A 15,194-nucleotide genomic window follows, 5' to 3' on the forward strand; every position below is an offset into this window, starting at 1 on the left:
ACGCGAGAGTGCTAGATGGACACCTCTGCGAGGCGCTTCATGAGATATCGCCGTTCGGGTGCGGTGCTGGTCAGCGACAGGGCCTCACGGTAGGCCTCGGCGGCCTCGTCGTGTCTTCGCAGGCGGCGGAGCAGATCCGCTCTGGTGGCCGGGAGCAGGTGATACCCGGTCAGCCGGCCGGACGCGATCAACGCCTCGATCAGGCGCAACCCGGCAGCCGGGCCGTCCGCCATCCCGATGGCGACCGCGCGATTCAACTCCACCACCGGGGATGGCACGAACCGCGAGAGCCTGCCGTACAACGCCGCGATCTGCACCCAGTCGGTCTCCTCAGCACTGGGTGCGGTGGCGTGGCACGCGGCGATCGCGGCCTGGATCTGATACGGCCCGGCTTGGCCCCGGCGCAGCACATTGTCCAGCAGCGCAACACCTTCTGTGATTTCGGCGGCGTCCCACCGGGTCCGGTCCTGGTCTTCCAACGTCACCAGATCGCCGTCGGGGGAGAGCCTGGTCGCCTGGCGTGCGTGGTGCAGCAACATCAACGCCAGCAGCCCGACCGCTTCGGGTTCGTCAGGCATCAGCCGGACTAGTACCCGAGCCAGGCGGATGGCTTCGGCGCTGAGGTTCCGTCTGATCAGATCGGCGCCCGAACTCGCCGAATAGCCTTCGTTGAACAGCAGGTAGATCACCGAAAGCACGGCAGGGGTGCGTTCCGGCAGCAGGTGGTCCGGCGGCACGCGGTAGGGGATCCCGGCGTTCTTGATCTTCTGTTTGGCGCGGCCGATCCGTTTGGCCATGGTCGGTTCCGTGACCAGGAACGCATGCGCGATCTCGGCGGTGGTCAGGCCCGCGAGCGTGCGGAGCGTCAACGCGACCTGGGCCTCGATCGACAGCGCGGGATGGCAGCAGGTGAACATCAGCCGGAGCTGGTCGTCGGGTACCGCGGACTCCTCTGTCTCGGGTGTGTACGCCATGGCCGCGACCTCCTTGAGTTTCGCGGCACCGACCGCGTCCCGGCGCAACCGGTCGATGGCCCGGTTGCGTGCAGTTGTGGTGAGCCATGCGCCAGGCCGCGACGGCACGCCATCGCGCGGCCAGCGCTGCAGTGCGAGGGCGAAGGCCTCCTGGGCACACTCCTCGGCGAGGTCCCAGTCGCCCGTGATCCGGATCAAGGTCGCCACGACCTGACCCCACTCCGCCTTGAAGGCCGCTGCCACGGCAGCCGCCACCGGGGAGGTCATGGCAGCAGCGGGCGGATCTCGATCGCGCTGTACGCGGCGACCGGATGCTGCGCGGCGACCTCGATGGCCTCATCCAGATCAGCGCACTCGACCAGCACAAACCCGCCGATTTGCTCTTTGGTCTCGGCGAACGGGCCATCGGTCAGCACCACGGAGTCCTCACGCACACGCACAGTCGTCGCATCCGACGGAGGCCGTAGCCCGACGCCACCTTCCAACAACACACCGCGGCGGCGCATCTCGTCACTCCAGCCGCCGCAGCCCTCTTCCATACCGTCCGGAACGCCCTCGGCACCACAGATGAGCAGCATGTACTTCACGCCCGACCTCCTTCGTCACTCATACGACGAATGAGAACACGCGAAATAGACACGGTGCTTCCGCCTGCTGTCCGGGCTGACCGCGGCACAACGGGCGGAACTGGCCAAGATGCTGCGGACAATGCTGGAATCGCTGAACGTGTGAGCGGCATCGGGTGTGCCCCCAAAGTGGCGTTGGGGGCATCCAGCGCTCCGAAAGCCACTTTGGGGGCACAAAATCACCTGTTCAGTGTGATCACGACCGCGCTGCCTGCGGCCAGGTTTACCGCGAGCGAGCCGTTGCGTACGCGCACCTGGTCGGGCCGCATGGGCTTCAGGTGGCCGTTACGGTCCACAGTAGAGCCCTGGACGGTTGTGGTTTCGTCGGCCAGGTTGGTGCCGGTCATCCGCAGTACTTCGGCGTTGCGAACGCGGTTGCCCACGCTGATGCTCAGGCTGACCGGTGCTGCGGTGGTGTCGTCCTTCTGGATCACCGCGATCCTGGTCTTACCGTCGTCGCCCTTCACCGCGTATGCCGTGATGTTGCGGTCGGTGGTCAGGTTCAACGGCAGGAACGTGCCGGAACCCATCTGCCGGGCCATCCACAAGCCGTAGTAGATCGGCATCGCCTTGTACACCTGGGCGAGTTCGTCCTGCTTTGTCGCCGCGCAGAACGGGGTGTAGCGCTGGAACTTGCCGTTGAAGATCGGCTCGTTGCACACGCCGAGGCCACTGTGGATATTGATGCCGGACACGCCTGCCTGCGCCAGTTGCATCGCGTAGTCCATGCCCCACAGGGCTGACGCGTACTTGTTGCTTACGCCGTCGATGCCGCCGTTGTACGTCGAGTTCGCCTCGTCCACCCGGAACGGCAGGTTCTGTTCCTTGGCCGCAGCCAGGTTCGCAGACACGGCTTTGAGCTGTTTCGCGGCAGTTTCAGGGGAAAGCAGCGCCTGAGCCGTGGTCGCGGAACCGCCGGGGTACTGGTGAACGGTCAGCATCGACAGCTTGTCGTGCTCGTCTTTCGCCAGATTCGACGCCCATACCGACGAGGGGTTCGCGGTGTCCGGGCCTGCGATGCGGTTGTTGCCGACCGCAGCCGCGCAGACGGCCCAGTCCGCGCGGTAGTCGGCGTACGCGTAGCCCGTCGGCTTGTAACCGCGCTGCGCCCATTGCTCGGGCTCGTTGCCGCACTCGGCCGCAGTCAGTTTGGTGCCAAGGATTTTGACCATCTCCCTGGCCTGGTCCGGGCCGAGGGTCGGGTCCCAGCGGCCGACGTTGATCCCGACCTCGGCCTTCCACCCGGTGGCCGACAGCAGCCGGCCGAGCCGCTCGATGTCAGCGGGGGTCAGGGTGTTGGCGACCCACTCTGGCAGCGGGTTGGGCGGCTGATGGCCGCGCGGCACCCAGAGCGTGTCCCGGTCCAGCGTGTTGCCCGCCAGCCGGATGTTGCTGTTGCGTCCCAACGTGTTGAACATCGCCAGCACGTTGCCCTTGCCGGGATCCAGATTGCCGACGCCGAGCTCACGGATCTCGTACGACAGGCCGACGAAGTCACGCGGCAGCCGGCCTGCCGGGTTCGCACTGTCGATCGTGATGGTTGCGGTGTCCTGCGCCGCGACGGCCGTCTGGGCTGTGCCGATCAGGGTCAACGCGGCGGCCGTGCACACGGCCGCCCTGAACTTGCGCATACCGGTCTCCTCGCTTGAGCTGAAACCGGCGGCGGCGCCCTCACGGGCGGTCGCCAGGACCCTACGTGGTCCAAACCAGTGAGGCAAGATCGCCGATCGCTCATAAATGGCATTGACTCCTCTGCGAATACTCGGCATAGTTGTTGGCAGGCAATTCGGGATGACAGGAGAAAACGATGATCACGAAGCGGAGCTCTGAGCGGCAGCTTGAGCGGTCCGTCGTGCTGCTGTCCTGTCTGTCGTCGCAACTCGAACAGGCTCCCTAGAGGTCTCGTTTTCCAGGGAGCCGCCCATCGGGGAACCGATCCGGGCGGCTTTCTTTATTCGGCGATGCCCGAAAACAATTGAGGCGCGTTGGTCCAGGGGAATGGACATCGGTCTCTCACACCGAAGACACGGGTTCAAATCCCGTACGCGCTGCGCAGTGTCCAGCGGTTCTAGCCCAACAGGTAGAGGCAACAGGTTGAGGGCCTGTCCAGTCGGGGTTCGACTCCCCGGAGCCGTACGCAGAACAAGCCCCTATAGCCCAACGGAAGAGGCAACGCGCTCAGAACACGTCCGGTCCAGGTTCGAATCCTGGGTGTGTCACGAACGTGGAAGGAGCTTGGATGTAGGCAGAGTTCCCGAAGCGATGCCACGTGGAAGATGAAGGTTGTGGCCCTTCGGAGCCGCCCTGCGGGGGGAGGCTTCAAACCGCCTCATGCTGCGTTAGCTGAAGACTGTCGTGGTGAGCGATGAGGAAAAGGCATCAGATAGGTGTCAGGTAGGGATCAGGAAGACGAGCGCAAGCGAATCGCTGCTGACGTGTCGAAATCGAATCAGTTGACATCAAAACCGGGGTGTCCAGGAAATCCCGGGATGAGCCTGGCGGGTGCCCGTCGACTGGCCAGGTGGTGTCCGGCATGGAGGCGACGTGAGCCTGATCTGCTGCTTCCACGGGGAACGTGAGAAGGCTTGCCCCGACACTGCTGTCCCTTGTGGACGGCGAGAGGGAGAATTTCAAGCGGCTAAACCGTAAGAGACTGAGTACCGACGCGGGGTCGGCTGGCGGACCAGCTCGTAGTAGTGCCGAAGCCTCTGTAATGGAGGTGGAGCGAAGGGGCTGGGTCATCTGTGGTTCTGTTCTTTTAGTCAACCAGGCATGTGCCTGGGAGGAGCTACGTGAACAAACTGAAGTCGCAAGGCAGACCGTTTGATATCTCGAAGTGGGAGGTCTGGGAGGCCTTCCAGGAGGTGAGGAAGAACAAGGGAGCGCCAGGGGTGGACGGGCAGTCCATCGAGGAGTTCGAGGCCGATCTGAAGAACAATCTGTACAAGATCTGGAATCGCATGTCCTCGGGATCGTACTTTCCGCCTCCAGTGCTCGCGGTGGAAATTCCGAAGCAGCACGGTGGCGGGGTGCGCCTGTTGGGCGTGCCCACGGTCGCCGACAGGGTGGCACAGACTGTAGTGGCCCGTCATCTGGGAGAACGCGTGGAACCGGCGTTCCACGATGACTCCTGGGGGTACCGGCCGAAGCGGTCCGCCCTGCAAGCGGTGGAACGCTGCCGGAAGCGGTGTTGGAAGCGCGACTGGGTTATCGACCTCGATATCCAGAAGTTCTTCGACAGCGTCCGGTGGGATCTCATCGTCAAGGCTGTGGAAGCACACACCGACGCCAGTTGGGTGCTGCTGTATGTGAAACGGTGGCTTGCTGCCCCGTTGCAGCTCCCGGATGGTTCCTTGCAGGAGAGAGACCGGGGCACGCCGCAAGGATCGGCGGTCTCTCCCGTGCTGGCGAATCTGTTCATGCACTACGCGTTCGACATGTGGCTGACCCGGGAATTCCCGACGGTCGAGTTCGAGCGCTACGCCGATGACGCGGTAGTGCACTGCGTGAGCGAGCAGCAGGCCCGTGCGGTTCTGCGGGCGCTGAGGAACAGGATGGCCGAAGTCGGGCTGACGTTGCATCCCGACAAGACCAAGATCGTGTATTGCCAGGATGGGAAGAGGCGCGGTTCGTACGAACACACCTCTTTCACCTTCCTCGGTTATACGTTCCAGGCACGTGGTGCGCGGGATAAGAAGGGAGCGATGTTCCTGTCGTTCTCGCCTGCGATCAGCAAGGAAGCCTTGAAGAAGATCAGTGGTGAGGTCCGCAAGTGGGGGCTTCACCTGCGCGGCAATCACACCTTCTCGGGACTCGCCAAGGAGATCAATCCGATCGTGGCGGGTTGGATGCAGTATTACGGCCGGTTCTATCAGTCCAAGCTGTATCCGCTCTTGGGGCGCATCAACGCCTACTTGGTGCGCTGGATCCGCGACAAGTACAGACGGTTGGCGGCAGTCAAGAAGGCCCGCCAGTGCATTGAAGGGGTCACGCGTTCGTATCCCCGGCTGTTCGTGCACTGGAAATGGGTCACTTCTGTCTGGTGATCAAGGTGACAAGAGCCGTATGAACCGAGAGGTTCACGTACGGATCTGCGGGAGCCTGGGGCTGAGATGCCCCGGGCTACCCGACTAGGGGTACGGCATTCCCGGTTGGTGCAACTGGCAGCACGGCGGATTTTGGATCCGTCTATCCAGGTTCGAACCCTGGACCGGGAGCGCGAAAGCAGAAGGAGGATTGGCCGAGCCTGGTAAGGCATCCGTCTCGAAAACGGTAGTCGGTGCGAGAGCGCCGCGCAGGTTCAAATCCTGCATCCTCCGCGGGCCGTTAGCTCAACTGGCAGAGCAGCTGACTCTTAATCAGCGGGTTCAGGGTTCAAGTCCCTGGCGGCCCACCAAGAAAAGCCAGCCCCTGTCGTTCAATGGACAGGACACCGGCGTCCGAAGCCGGAGATGCAGGTTCGACTCCTGCTGGGGGCACTCCTGGCCCATGTCACGACGGTCGTGGAACTGCCTGCAAAGCAGTTGATTCCGGGTTCGACTCCCGGATGGGTCTCCACTGTGGAGAAGGGAGGCGGGATGCGCGGGTTACTGCTGCTGGACGTGGACGGCCCCCTGAATCCCTATGCGGCGAAAGCGACACGCCGCCCACCTGGCTACTCCACCTACCGCCTGACGCCGCAAGGCCGATGGCTGACCGGCAAAGATGCCAGGCGCCGCAAAGGAATGCGCGTCTGGCTGAACCCTGACCACGGCGAACAGCTGTGGGCGCTGGCCGAGGAGACCGGTCTGACACTGGCCTGGGCGACGACCTGGCTGCACCAGGCCAACGCCTATGTCGCGCCGGTGCTGGCGTTGCCGGACCTGCCGGTGGTCGAGTTCCCTGAGTCCGACCTGCAACCGGTCGCGGGTGGCCATCACTGGCGGCGTGACGGGAGCTGGAAATGGTCCGGCGTGGCTGAGTTCGCCGGCGGCCGTCCGCTGGCCTGGCTGGACGACGAACACGACGACCCGATGTACGCCGAAGCCCGCCAGGCTTTTGAGCAAAGCCGGGCGGGCAAGGCGACGCTGCTGGTCCATGTCGACCCCAGCACGGGCATGCGGCCAGATCACATGGACATGGTCCGGGCCTGGGCCCTTGGATAGTTACGGCAGGGCGTTGAGGAACGGTTCGTGGCTGTTCTGGAATTCCCAGTTGTAGTAACGGTCCCAGTTGATCGACCACGTCATCAGGCCGCGGATGGCCGGTGAGGCGCCGCCGCGCAAGGTGTAACCGCCGCAGCTTTGGTTGCGGGCCAGGCAGTTCAGTGCTGTGTGCACCTGAGCCGGGGCTGTGTAGCCATTGCCTGCACTGACTGCGGCCGGTAGGCCGAACGCGATCTGGTCCTCGCGCAGGCCTGGGAAGGTGTGGCCGGTGCCGGCCACCGGGAAGCCGGCTTTGATCATGTCGGTCATCGCGATGTGGAAGTCCGCGCCGCCCATGGTGTGGTACTGGTTGTCCAGGCCCATGACCGGGCCGGAGTTGTAGTCCTGGACGTGCAGCACGGTCAGGGCGTCCCGCATGGCGTGGATGACCGGCAGGTACGAGCCTGTCCGGTTGTCGCCGCCGCCCGCACCGCCGTAGAACTGGTAGCCGACCTGGACGAAGAAGGTCTCCGGTGCCATGGTGAGCACGAACTTGGCGCCGTAGCGGCTCTTGAGCGTGCGCAGGGCCGAGATCAGGTTGACGATCACCGGCGTGGTCGGGTTGCGGAAGTCGGTGTCACCGGCGTTGAGGTACAGCGAGTGGCCCTCGAAGTCGATGTCGAGCCCGTCCAGGCCGTACTTGTCGATGATCGCGCTGACCGAGTTGACGAACGCGTCCCGCGCCCCGGCCGTCGTCAGCTGGACCTGGCCGTTCTGGCCGCCGATGGAGATCAGCACCTTCTTGCCCTTGGCCTGCTTGGCGCGGATCGCGGCGATGAAGTCCGCTTCGGACTCGACTCCCGCGCATTCGGCGGCCGGGCACTGCCGGAACCGGATGTCGCCGGACGTGACCGAGGTCGGTTCGCCGAACGCGAGGTTGATGACGTCCCACGTGTCGGGCACGTCGGCCATCCGGATGTAGCCGGAACCGTTGGCGAAGCTCGTGTGCAGATACCCGATCAGTGCGTGCTTCGGCAGACCGGTCGACACACAACCTGTTGTGGTGGCCGAAACCTGTGTGGTCTTCGCTGACTCGCCCGCGCTGTTGTAGGCGGCGACCGTGTAGCTGTGGCTGGAGCACGTGGCAAGTCCGGTGATCGTGGTCGATGTGCCGGTGACGGTCGCACGGACAGTGCTGCCTTCGTACACGCGGTAACCGGTCACGGTCCCGCTCGAAGCGCTCCAGGACAAGGCGATCGAGGTGTTCGTGATCGCGCCGATGCTCGGATTCCCAGGCGTTCCAGGCGCTCCGGGATTCCCGCCGCCAGGTCCATCCAGGACGATGTCGTCGGCGTTGTAGGTTCCGGCGCCGTACCAGCCGTGCAGGTACAGCTGTGCCGAAGTTTGCGAGGCACTGCTCGTGAATGTCAGTGACAGCTGCGTGTAACTGGGCGCGTTCGTCCACGTCGACGGCCCGCCGGTGATGCCGAGGTAGACCGGATTCCCGCGCACCCAGGCGGAAACCGTGTACGTCGTGTTCGGCACGACCGACACAGTCTGTGTGCACTTGCCGATCTCCATGCCGGACGCGGTCGCGGCCAGGGCGTAACTCCCGGTCCGCACAGGGCTTGTCACCACCGTGCCACCCGAACACGACCAGCCCGACAACGAGCCGGCTTCAAAGCCGGGGTTGGTCAGCAGATTCGCCGCGCTCGCTGGGGCGGCGAAGGCCGTCAGGATCACCGCGATCGCGGTGATCAGAGCGGATAATCTTCGACGAAGGGCAGTCATCGCGACCTCCACAGGGCGGTGGCGAGGCAGGGTGCCACCGGACTCGTATTGTGTGGACAACGTTCGTCAGTTGTCTAGACCAAGTTCGGGTTTATGCGCCCGGCTACCCTGGCCGGATGAAGCAGCAGTGGGACGAAGCGGTCCGTCTGCTCGGCGGCGTCGCCACAGACGCGGCCGACGACCTGGCCCGCCGGTACGCCGAGAGCCACCGGGCTTATCACAACGCGACGCACATCGAAGCCGTGCTACGAGAAGCCCGGACACTCGGCGAGCTCACCGGCGAGGACCGGGCGATCCTGACCTTGGCGATCTGCGCGCACGACGTGGTCTACGACGCCCGTCCCGGCGACGACGAGCGTGCGAGCGCTCAATGGGCCCGCGAAAAACTCAGCGAGGCGAGCGTTGATGAGGTGTACATCGCCAGAGTCGAGCAGTTGATCCTGGCGACCCTCAAACACGAGTCGGACGACGAGCTCGCCCACCTGTTGTTGGACGCGGACCTGTCCATCCTTGGTGCAGACCCGGACATCTACGACGGCTACGCGGCCGCAGTCCGCAAAGAGTACGCATCCGTCCCCGACGATCTCTGGCAGCAAGGCCGGGCGGCCGTCCTGGGCCGCTTGCTGGACCGTGAAGATCTGTTCGTCACGCCACAGGCCAAGGCCCACTGGGACAGCAAGGCCAGGGCGAACATGGCCCGAGAGCTGGAGGGGCTTCCATATATTGAGAAATAGCTCCCATAATTCGAGACAAGGTTCTAGTCTCGGTAGTGTGCCGATCTACACGCATGGACACCACGAAGCCGTCCTCCGATCGCACCGGTCCCGGACGGCAGTCAACTCGGCTGCATACCTGCTGCCGCACTTGCGTTCCGGACTGTCGCTTCTGGACGTCGGAAGCGGGCCGGCCACCATCACGGCCGACCTCGCCGAGATCGTCGCGCCAGGCCGGGTGACAGCGATCGAGCCGGTCGCCGACGCCCTTGCCGTGGGCGAAAGCTATGTGGCCGAACGAAATCTGGACAACGTCCGATTCGAGATCGCGGACGTGCACACGCTCAAGTACGCGGACAATTCGTTCGACGTGGTGCATGCCCATCAAGTGCTTCAACACGTTCACGACCCTGTTGGCGCACTGCGGGAAATGCGGCGCGTCTCGCGTGGCGTGGTGGCGGTCAGGGATTGTGACTACAAGTCAATGGCCTGGTATCCCGAGCTGCCCGCCCTGGACGAATGGATGGCCCTGTACCAGCGGGTCGCACGGCATAACAGCGGCGAACCCAACGCTGGCCGCCGCCTGCTCTCGTGGGCGAACGCAGCCGGATTCGCTGAGGTGACAGCATCTTCGTCAGTCTGGTGCTACGCCTCGCGAGCGGAACGCGAGTGGTGGGGCGGAATGTGGGCCGACCGCATCCTGCACACCGCGATCGCCGAGCACGCGGTCGAATACGGCTACGCCACCCCCGCCGACCTCGAACGAATCTCCGCAGGCTGGCGCGAATGGAGCGCCGACAGAGACGCCTGGTTCACCATCACCCACGGCGAAATCCTTTGCAGTGGTTAGCTTCCCAGTCTGATCGTGAAAACTGTGTTTCCGGGTTGGCTGTGGACCTCGATCGTTCCGCCGTGTGCGCCGACGACTGCGGCGACGATGGCCAGGCCGAGGCCGGTGCTGCCGGCGGCCCGGGATCTTGAGCTGTCGCCGCGGGCGAAGCGTTCGAATATGTTGGGCTGCAGCTCGGGTGGGATTCCGGGGCCGTTGTCGGCCACCATGATCATTACTTGTCTGCCCTGTATGGACAGTGAGGTGGTCACTGTGGTGCCGGGTGGGGTGTGGGTGCGGGCGTTGGCCAGCAGGTTCATGATCACTTGGTGCAGCTGCCCGGCGTCGCCGAAGACCATGACCGGGACGCCGGGTGCGTCCAGTACCCAGTGGTGATCGCGGCCTGCGATGTGGGCGTCGGCGACCGCGTCCGTGACCACTCGGGAGAGGTCGACCGGCTCGTGCACTGGTGGCCGGCCGGAATCCAGACGGGCCAGCAGAAGCAGGTCTTCCACGAGGGTTGTCATCCGGGCTGACTCGGATTCGACGCGGCTCATGGCGTAGGCGACGTCCGGCGGCACCACGTCCTTGCTGCGCCTGGTCAGTTCGGCGTAGCCGCGGATGGCCGCGAGCGGTGTCCGCAGTTCGTGGCTCGCGTCGGCGACGAACTGGCGGACCCGGGTTTCGCTGGCCTGCCGGGCGGCGAGCGCGGCGGAAACGTGCCCCAGCAGGCGGTTCAGTGCGTCACCGACCTTGCCGACCTCGGTGCGTGAGTCGGTGTCCGGAACACGTTCCGACAGCGCGACCTCGCCCACGTCGAGCTTCATCTCCGCGACCCGGCTGGCGGTGTCCGCTACCCGGTTGAGCGGGCGCAGCGTGCGGCGGACGATGAACGCGCCCACCACGCCTGCGACGAGCAGCCCGGTCAACGCGATCGCGGCCATGATCAGCGCGAGCCGGATGAGGATCGTGTTCACGTCGTCCAACGGCAGCCCGACCACCATCACGTCACCCTCTTTGGTCCGGCTGGCCGTCACCCGGTAGCTCCCCAGCGAGCCGCCGAGATCCAGGGTCTGCGGCTGCTGGTTGAGCGGGATGTTGCGCACCGAGCCGGGCACCTGCACGGCTTGGGGCGCGCCGGCCGTGGTGATCACGCTGGCCTGGATGCTGTTATCGCGGATCAGAGCGCCCAGGGTGCCGGGCCCTTGCCCTTGCACGAGCAGCGTGTCGGGTGTCAGTGGCCGACGATCGAAGCGTGGACCGCCGCCGCGCGGCGGCGGCACGCTTCGTTCGAGGGCGTCTGAGGCACGACTGCGCGCGCCCGACAGCTGGGTGTCGAGCTGCTGCATCAGAATGCCGCTGATCGCGAGCTCGGTGAGCCCGCCGATCAGCACGGACATCAGCGCGAGCAGGCCGATCAGCTGGGCCAGCAGCCGTGCCCGCAGCGTCCAGCGCTTACGTGGCCGGCTTGAGGACATACCCGGCGCCTCGCATCGTGTGGATCATCGGCTGCCGCCCGGCGTCGATCTTCTTGCGGAGATAGGAGATGTACAGCTCGACCACGTTGGCCTGGCCGCCGAAGTCGTAGTTCCAGACGCGATCGAGGATCTGCGCCTTGCTCAGCACCCGTTTCGGGTTACGCATCAGGTAGCGCAGCAGCTCGAACTCGGTCGCGGTGAGCTCGATGAGGTCACCGCCACGGGTCACCTCGCGGCTGTCCTCGTCCATCGTCAGGTCGCCGACCGTCAGCACCGATCCCTCGTCGGCCGCGACCACCCTGGTCCGGCGCAGCAACGCACGCAGCCGCAGCACGACCTCTTCCAGGCTGAACGGCTTCGTGACGTAGTCGTCTCCACCCGCGGTGAGGCCTGCGATGCGGTCTTCGACCGCGTCCTTGGCCGTCAGGAACAGCACGGGCAGGTTCGGCTCGTCCGCGCGCAGCCTGCGCAGGACCTCGAGACCGTCCAGGTCGGGAAGCATGATGTCGAGCACCACGACGTCCGGCCGGAACTCCTTGGCCGTCTTGACCGCCTTCAACCCGTCGGTGGCGGTCGCGGTCTCCCAGCCTTCGAACCGCAGCGCGATCGAGAGCAGTTCGGCCAGCGTCAGCTCGTCGTCGACGACCAGCGCACGGATCGGCTGGCCGTCGGCTCTTCGCAGGTCAGGACCGGGAGTCGGCGGAGTCATGGATGTACTTTCGGTGCTGCGGGTATGGGCAAGCTGTGGCATACCTGTGTAACAGCTGTGGACCTGCCGCGCGCGGCAAAGGCCACTCAGGACGCCGTACCGGCAACGACCAGGACAGGCTCCGGCTACCTCGGCGTGACGGCCGTGGGCGTCAAGGCGTGGCTCCCTCGACGGCGGCCTTGATCCGGTTGCCGAAGGCCGGCGCGTCCTTGCGGGCCGCGCCCAGCGCGAGCCCGACGATGACCTTGCCGAAACCATGGCCTTCCAGGACGTTGAAGATCCGCACGCGGGTCCTGCTGTCGGAGACGGCCTCGAAGTCGTACCCGCCTTCGGCCGCCGTGACCAGGTTCTTGCTCCGCTCCGCCCAGCGGATCCGGCTGTTCTCCTGCAACTCGGTGATCTCGAACTCCCGGCCGGTCTTCATCCCGGCGTCCTTGACCGTGCTCACGAACACCGTGCCGACCGCGGTCGGACCAGCCGGTTTCTTGTCGATCCGCTGCACCCGAGGGCTGAACTTGGGATCGTTCGTGCCCTCGGCGAGGAAGGCGAACACCTCCGCCACCGGTCGGTCGATCTCCACAGTCGCCTCGAACTGACCACCGGCCATAGCGCGCTCCTTGTGCGGATGGGCCCAACGCCGGGAGCATCATCCCAGAACCAGGCCAGTTGTTCATCTTTTCGTCGTCTGGGCGGGCCACAATGCGCGCGCCCAATGTCGAGGTAGGAGGCTCCGTGGCCCGTCCGGTCTGGTTACTCGCGGTTGTGCTGACCCTGTCTGCTCTGCCGTCGCCAGCGATGGCGACTGTGCCCGAACGGTTCCAGCGCGTCGACACCATGCCCGTGTTCCGTAACAGCTCCGTTGACGAGCACACGGCTGCGGAGATCGCGGCCGCCACGCCGGACGGCAAGACCGTGGTCTACACCGACTCGCCGGCCAAGCGGATCGGGTTCACCAAGGTCGGCCGGGACGGCAAGCTCGCGCCGGACGGTGTGCTGCCGATGCCGGGTGAGCCGACGTCGGTGGACATCCTCGGCCGGTTGGCGCTGGTCGCGGTCAACACGTCGAAGTCGTTCACCGAGCCTTCCGGGGTGTTGGTGGTCGTCGACTTGACGAGCCGGGCCGTGGTGGCCACACACGACCTGGGTGGGCAGCCGGACTCTATCGACATCTCGCATGACGGCCGGTACGCCGCCATCGCGATCGAGAACGAGCGCGACGAGGACGTCAACGAGGGCGAGATCCCGCAGCTGCCCGCCGGTTTCCTGGCCATCGTCGACCTGAAGAGCGCCCCGGCGGCTTGGGGACTGCGACGGGTCGAGCTCACGGGCCTTGCCGCGGTCGCGCCGAGTGACCCGGAGCCGGAGTACGTCAGCATCAACGGGCGTGATCAGGTGGCCGTGACCCTGCAGGAGAACAACCACATCGCGGTCGTGGACCTGCGCTCGGGCAAGATCCTCAACCACTTCTCCGCGGGCTCGGTGACGGTAAACGGCGTCGACACCGAGGATGACGGCCGGATCGACCCGACAGGCACGATCACCGCAGCGCGCGAGCCGGACGCGGTGGCCTGGCTCGACGACCGTACGCTCGGCACCGCCGACGAGGGCGACTATCTGGGCGGCTCGCGTACGTGGACGGTCTTCGACGCGAGTACCGGTCACGTCGTGTACTCCTCGGGCAACGAACTCCAGCAGGTCGCGATCACGCAGGGCCAGTACCCGGATGGTCGCTCCGACAACAAGGGCGTCGAGCCGGAGGGCCTGGCCGTGGCCACGTTCGGCCGCAACCGGTACGCGTTCGTCGGTATGGAACGTGCGAACCTCGTTGCGGTGTACGACGTGAACAACCCGCGCCGCCCACGCTTCCTACAAGCAGTGCCAACCGGCGTGGGGCCTGAAGGGCTGCTTCCGATTCCCGCGACCGGCACGCTTGTCGTCTCCGCTGAGGAGGATGCCGCTAAAGACAGCGTGCGGTCTTCGCTTAGCTCGTACCGTCTGACTCGCACGCCGCTGTCGGCGCCGTCGATCGTCTCTGACGGCATCGGATTCGGTGCGTTGTCAGGGCTCTCCGGAATCCCGGGCGACTACCGCAATGTGGTTTCCGTGACCGATGCGGCGTACAGCCCGACGCGTGTGCTCACCATCGACACTCTCGCCTCACCCGCCCGCGTTCGCGGGGAGTTGACGCTGACCAAGAACGGCCAGCCGGTCGGTTACGACGGCGAGGGCATCGCGGCACGCCGTGGCGGTGGCTACTGGCTGGCGGCCGAGGGCGACGGCAAGAAACTGCCGAACCTCCTGGTGGAAGTGGCCGCGTCCGGAGCCGTTGTCCGCGAGGTTCCGTTGCCCGCCGCAGTGGCGGCTACGGCCACCAGCAATGGTTTTGAAGGCGTGACCGTTGCGGGGGAGCACGTATGGGTTGCGGTACAACGAGAATGGAAGACCGACAAGGCTGGTCAGGTGACGCTGGCACGGTTCACGCCAGCCACCGGCGAATGGGCGTTCGTGGCGTATCCGCTGGACGCGGCCCCGGCAGGAGCGTGGATCGGGCTTTCCGAAGTGACCGCGCTGAACGACCGCACATTGCTGGTACTGGAGCGTGACAACCAACGCGGTGATGCGGCGAAGGTCAAGAAGGTGTACCGCGTGGACATCAGCAAAGTGGCCCCGGTCGCTGCCGGCCAGCCGAAACCGTTGGTATCCAAGACTCTCGCATACGACCTGATGCCCGCACTCGCGGCAGGCAGCGGGGCCGTGCATGACAAGCCTGAAGGGTTGGCGGTCGTGGGCGAAGGTCTGTTCCGCCGCCTGGTCGGCGTGGTGGACAACGACGGCGTCGATGACGCGCCCGGTGAGTCGGTCTTCCTGAGGCTGGGCTGGATCCACTGAGCGGTTCGGCCAGCCGGGTGACGTTCCGGCTCACTGTGTCATCTGACATGGAGTCCGGTCCG

Annotated in this window: 12 protein-coding genes and 7 tRNA genes; 12 read left to right on the forward strand and 7 right to left on the reverse strand. The window is 65.4% G+C overall.

The annotated features are described in order from the left end of the window. Nucleotides 1-11: 11 nt before the first annotated feature. From JOF56_RS17190 to JOF56_RS17200, 3 genes are all read right to left on the reverse strand, one after another. A complete protein-coding gene (locus JOF56_RS17190) occupies nt 12-1,241 on the reverse strand; it encodes an RNA polymerase sigma factor (RefSeq protein ID WP_209638988.1) in 1,230 nt (409 codons plus the stop codon). Continuing rightward, nucleotides 1,238-1,561 carry a YciI family protein gene (locus tag JOF56_RS17195; RefSeq protein ID WP_209638990.1) on the reverse strand — a complete coding sequence of 108 codons (324 nt, stop codon included), beginning with the start codon at nt 1,559-1,561 and terminating at the stop codon, nt 1,238-1,240. Before JOF56_RS17195 ends, JOF56_RS17190 begins: the two co-directional genes overlap by 4 nt. A 218-nt stretch (nt 1,562-1,779) precedes the next feature. Next, entirely contained in the window at nt 1,780-3,231 is a 1,452-nt protein-coding gene (locus JOF56_RS17200; RefSeq protein ID WP_209638992.1) for a glycosyl hydrolase family 79 C-terminal domain-containing protein, read from the reverse strand. 348 nt (nt 3,232-3,579) lie between these two features. Between JOF56_RS17200 and JOF56_RS17205 the strand changes: the two genes are divergently transcribed. The 9 genes from JOF56_RS17205 (at nt 3,580) to JOF56_RS17245 (ending at nt 6,744) form a co-directional block, all read left to right on the forward strand. Beyond that, nucleotides 3,580-3,651, forward strand: a tRNA-Glu gene (locus JOF56_RS17205). Nucleotides 3,652-3,662: 11 nt separating this feature from the next. Beyond that, nucleotides 3,663-3,736, forward strand: a tRNA-Leu gene (locus tag JOF56_RS17210). A 656-nt stretch (nt 3,737-4,392) separates the two neighbouring features. Then, the gene (gene ltrA / locus JOF56_RS17215; RefSeq protein ID WP_307855008.1) at nt 4,393-5,646 is read left to right on the forward strand and encodes a group II intron reverse transcriptase/maturase; all 1,254 of its coding nucleotides are present in this window, start codon (nt 4,393-4,395) and stop codon (nt 5,644-5,646) included. 99 nt (nt 5,647-5,745) lie between these two features. Next, nucleotides 5,746-5,817: transfer RNA gene (locus JOF56_RS17220), tRNA-Gln, on the forward strand. 13 nt (nt 5,818-5,830) lie between these two features. Further along, nucleotides 5,831-5,919, forward strand: a tRNA-Ser gene (locus JOF56_RS17225). A 1-nt stretch (nt 5,920) separates the two neighbouring features. After that, nucleotides 5,921-5,996 (forward strand) — tRNA-Lys (locus JOF56_RS17230). A gap of 10 nt (nt 5,997-6,006) precedes the next feature. After that, a tRNA-Arg gene (locus JOF56_RS17235) sits at nt 6,007-6,078 on the forward strand. Between the two features lie 5 nt (nt 6,079-6,083). Continuing rightward, a tRNA-Cys gene (locus JOF56_RS17240) sits at nt 6,084-6,157 on the forward strand. Between the two features lie 20 nt (nt 6,158-6,177). Further along, nucleotides 6,178-6,744 (forward strand): HAD domain-containing protein, encoded by a 567-nt coding sequence (locus JOF56_RS17245; protein ID WP_209638994.1) that lies wholly within the window; start codon nt 6,178-6,180, stop codon nt 6,742-6,744. On the opposite strand, the gene JOF56_RS17250 is transcribed toward JOF56_RS17245, so the two are convergent. Further along, the gene (locus JOF56_RS17250) at nt 6,745-8,514 is read right to left on the reverse strand and encodes a chitinase (protein WP_209638996.1); all 1,770 of its coding nucleotides are present in this window, start codon (nt 8,512-8,514) and stop codon (nt 6,745-6,747) included. A 116-nt stretch (nt 8,515-8,630) separates the two neighbouring features. Between JOF56_RS17250 and JOF56_RS17255 the strand changes: the two genes are divergently transcribed. Further along, the gene (locus JOF56_RS17255) at nt 8,631-9,248 is read left to right on the forward strand and encodes an HD domain-containing protein (protein WP_209638998.1); all 618 of its coding nucleotides are present in this window, start codon (nt 8,631-8,633) and stop codon (nt 9,246-9,248) included. A gap of 37 nt (nt 9,249-9,285) precedes the next feature. Continuing rightward, on the forward strand, nt 9,286-10,077 hold the full coding sequence (locus JOF56_RS17260; RefSeq protein WP_209638999.1) for a class I SAM-dependent methyltransferase: 792 nt from the start codon (nt 9,286-9,288) through the stop codon (nt 10,075-10,077). Here the strand turns inward: JOF56_RS17260 and JOF56_RS17265 are convergent. The 3 genes from JOF56_RS17265 to JOF56_RS17275 all read right to left on the reverse strand — a co-directional run bounded on the left by JOF56_RS17265 (nt 10,074) and on the right by JOF56_RS17275 (nt 12,850). Continuing rightward, nucleotides 10,074-11,534 (reverse strand): sensor histidine kinase, encoded by a 1,461-nt coding sequence (locus tag JOF56_RS17265; RefSeq protein ID WP_209639001.1) that lies wholly within the window; start codon nt 11,532-11,534, stop codon nt 10,074-10,076. The two genes, JOF56_RS17260 and JOF56_RS17265, sit on opposite strands and share 4 nt — an antisense overlap. Then, nucleotides 11,512-12,243 carry a response regulator transcription factor gene (locus JOF56_RS17270; protein WP_281065446.1) on the reverse strand — a complete coding sequence of 244 codons (732 nt, stop codon included), beginning with the start codon at nt 12,241-12,243 and terminating at the stop codon, nt 11,512-11,514. The genes JOF56_RS17265 and JOF56_RS17270 overlap by 23 nt, the downstream gene beginning before the upstream one ends. Before the next feature lie 151 nt (nt 12,244-12,394). After that, nucleotides 12,395-12,850, reverse strand: a complete 456-nt coding sequence (locus JOF56_RS17275; RefSeq protein WP_209639004.1) for an SRPBCC family protein — start codon at nt 12,848-12,850, stop codon at nt 12,395-12,397. Nucleotides 12,851-12,975: 125 nt separating this feature from the next. On the opposite strand from JOF56_RS17275, the gene JOF56_RS60130 reads away from it, so the two are divergent. After that, complete coding sequence (locus tag JOF56_RS60130) at nt 12,976-15,132, forward strand: esterase-like activity of phytase family protein (RefSeq protein ID WP_209639006.1); 2,157 nt, start codon at nt 12,976-12,978, stop codon at nt 15,130-15,132. The last annotated feature ends 62 nt before the right edge of the window (nt 15,133-15,194 follow it).

Source organism: Kibdelosporangium banguiense (assembly GCF_017876405.1).
GTDB classification, from domain to species: Bacteria; Actinomycetota; Actinomycetes; order Mycobacteriales; family Pseudonocardiaceae; genus Kibdelosporangium; species Kibdelosporangium banguiense.

Excerpts from the sequence above, each read along its gene's own strand:
- JOF56_RS17190 (WP_209638988.1), bottom strand. The coding sequence starts at position 1,241 with ATGACCTCCCCGGTGGCGGCTGCCGTGGCAGCGGCCTTCAAGGCGGAG.
- JOF56_RS17200 (WP_209638992.1), bottom strand. The coding sequence starts at position 3,231 with ATGCGCAAGTTCAGGGCGGCCGTGTGCACGGCCGCCGCGTTGACCCTG.
- JOF56_RS17245 (WP_209638994.1), top strand. The coding sequence starts at position 6,178 with ATGCGCGGGTTACTGCTGCTGGACGTGGACGGCCCCCTGAATCCCTAT.
- JOF56_RS17250 (WP_209638996.1), bottom strand. The coding sequence starts at position 8,514 with ATGACTGCCCTTCGTCGAAGATTATCCGCTCTGATCACCGCGATCGCG.
- JOF56_RS17255 (WP_209638998.1), top strand. The coding sequence starts at position 8,631 with ATGAAGCAGCAGTGGGACGAAGCGGTCCGTCTGCTCGGCGGCGTCGCC.
- JOF56_RS17265 (WP_209639001.1), bottom strand. The coding sequence starts at position 11,534 with ATGTCCTCAAGCCGGCCACGTAAGCGCTGGACGCTGCGGGCACGGCTG.
- JOF56_RS17270 (WP_281065446.1), bottom strand. The coding sequence starts at position 12,243 with ATGACTCCGCCGACTCCCGGTCCTGACCTGCGAAGAGCCGACGGCCAG.
- JOF56_RS17275 (WP_209639004.1), bottom strand. The coding sequence starts at position 12,850 with ATGGCCGGTGGTCAGTTCGAGGCGACTGTGGAGATCGACCGACCGGTG.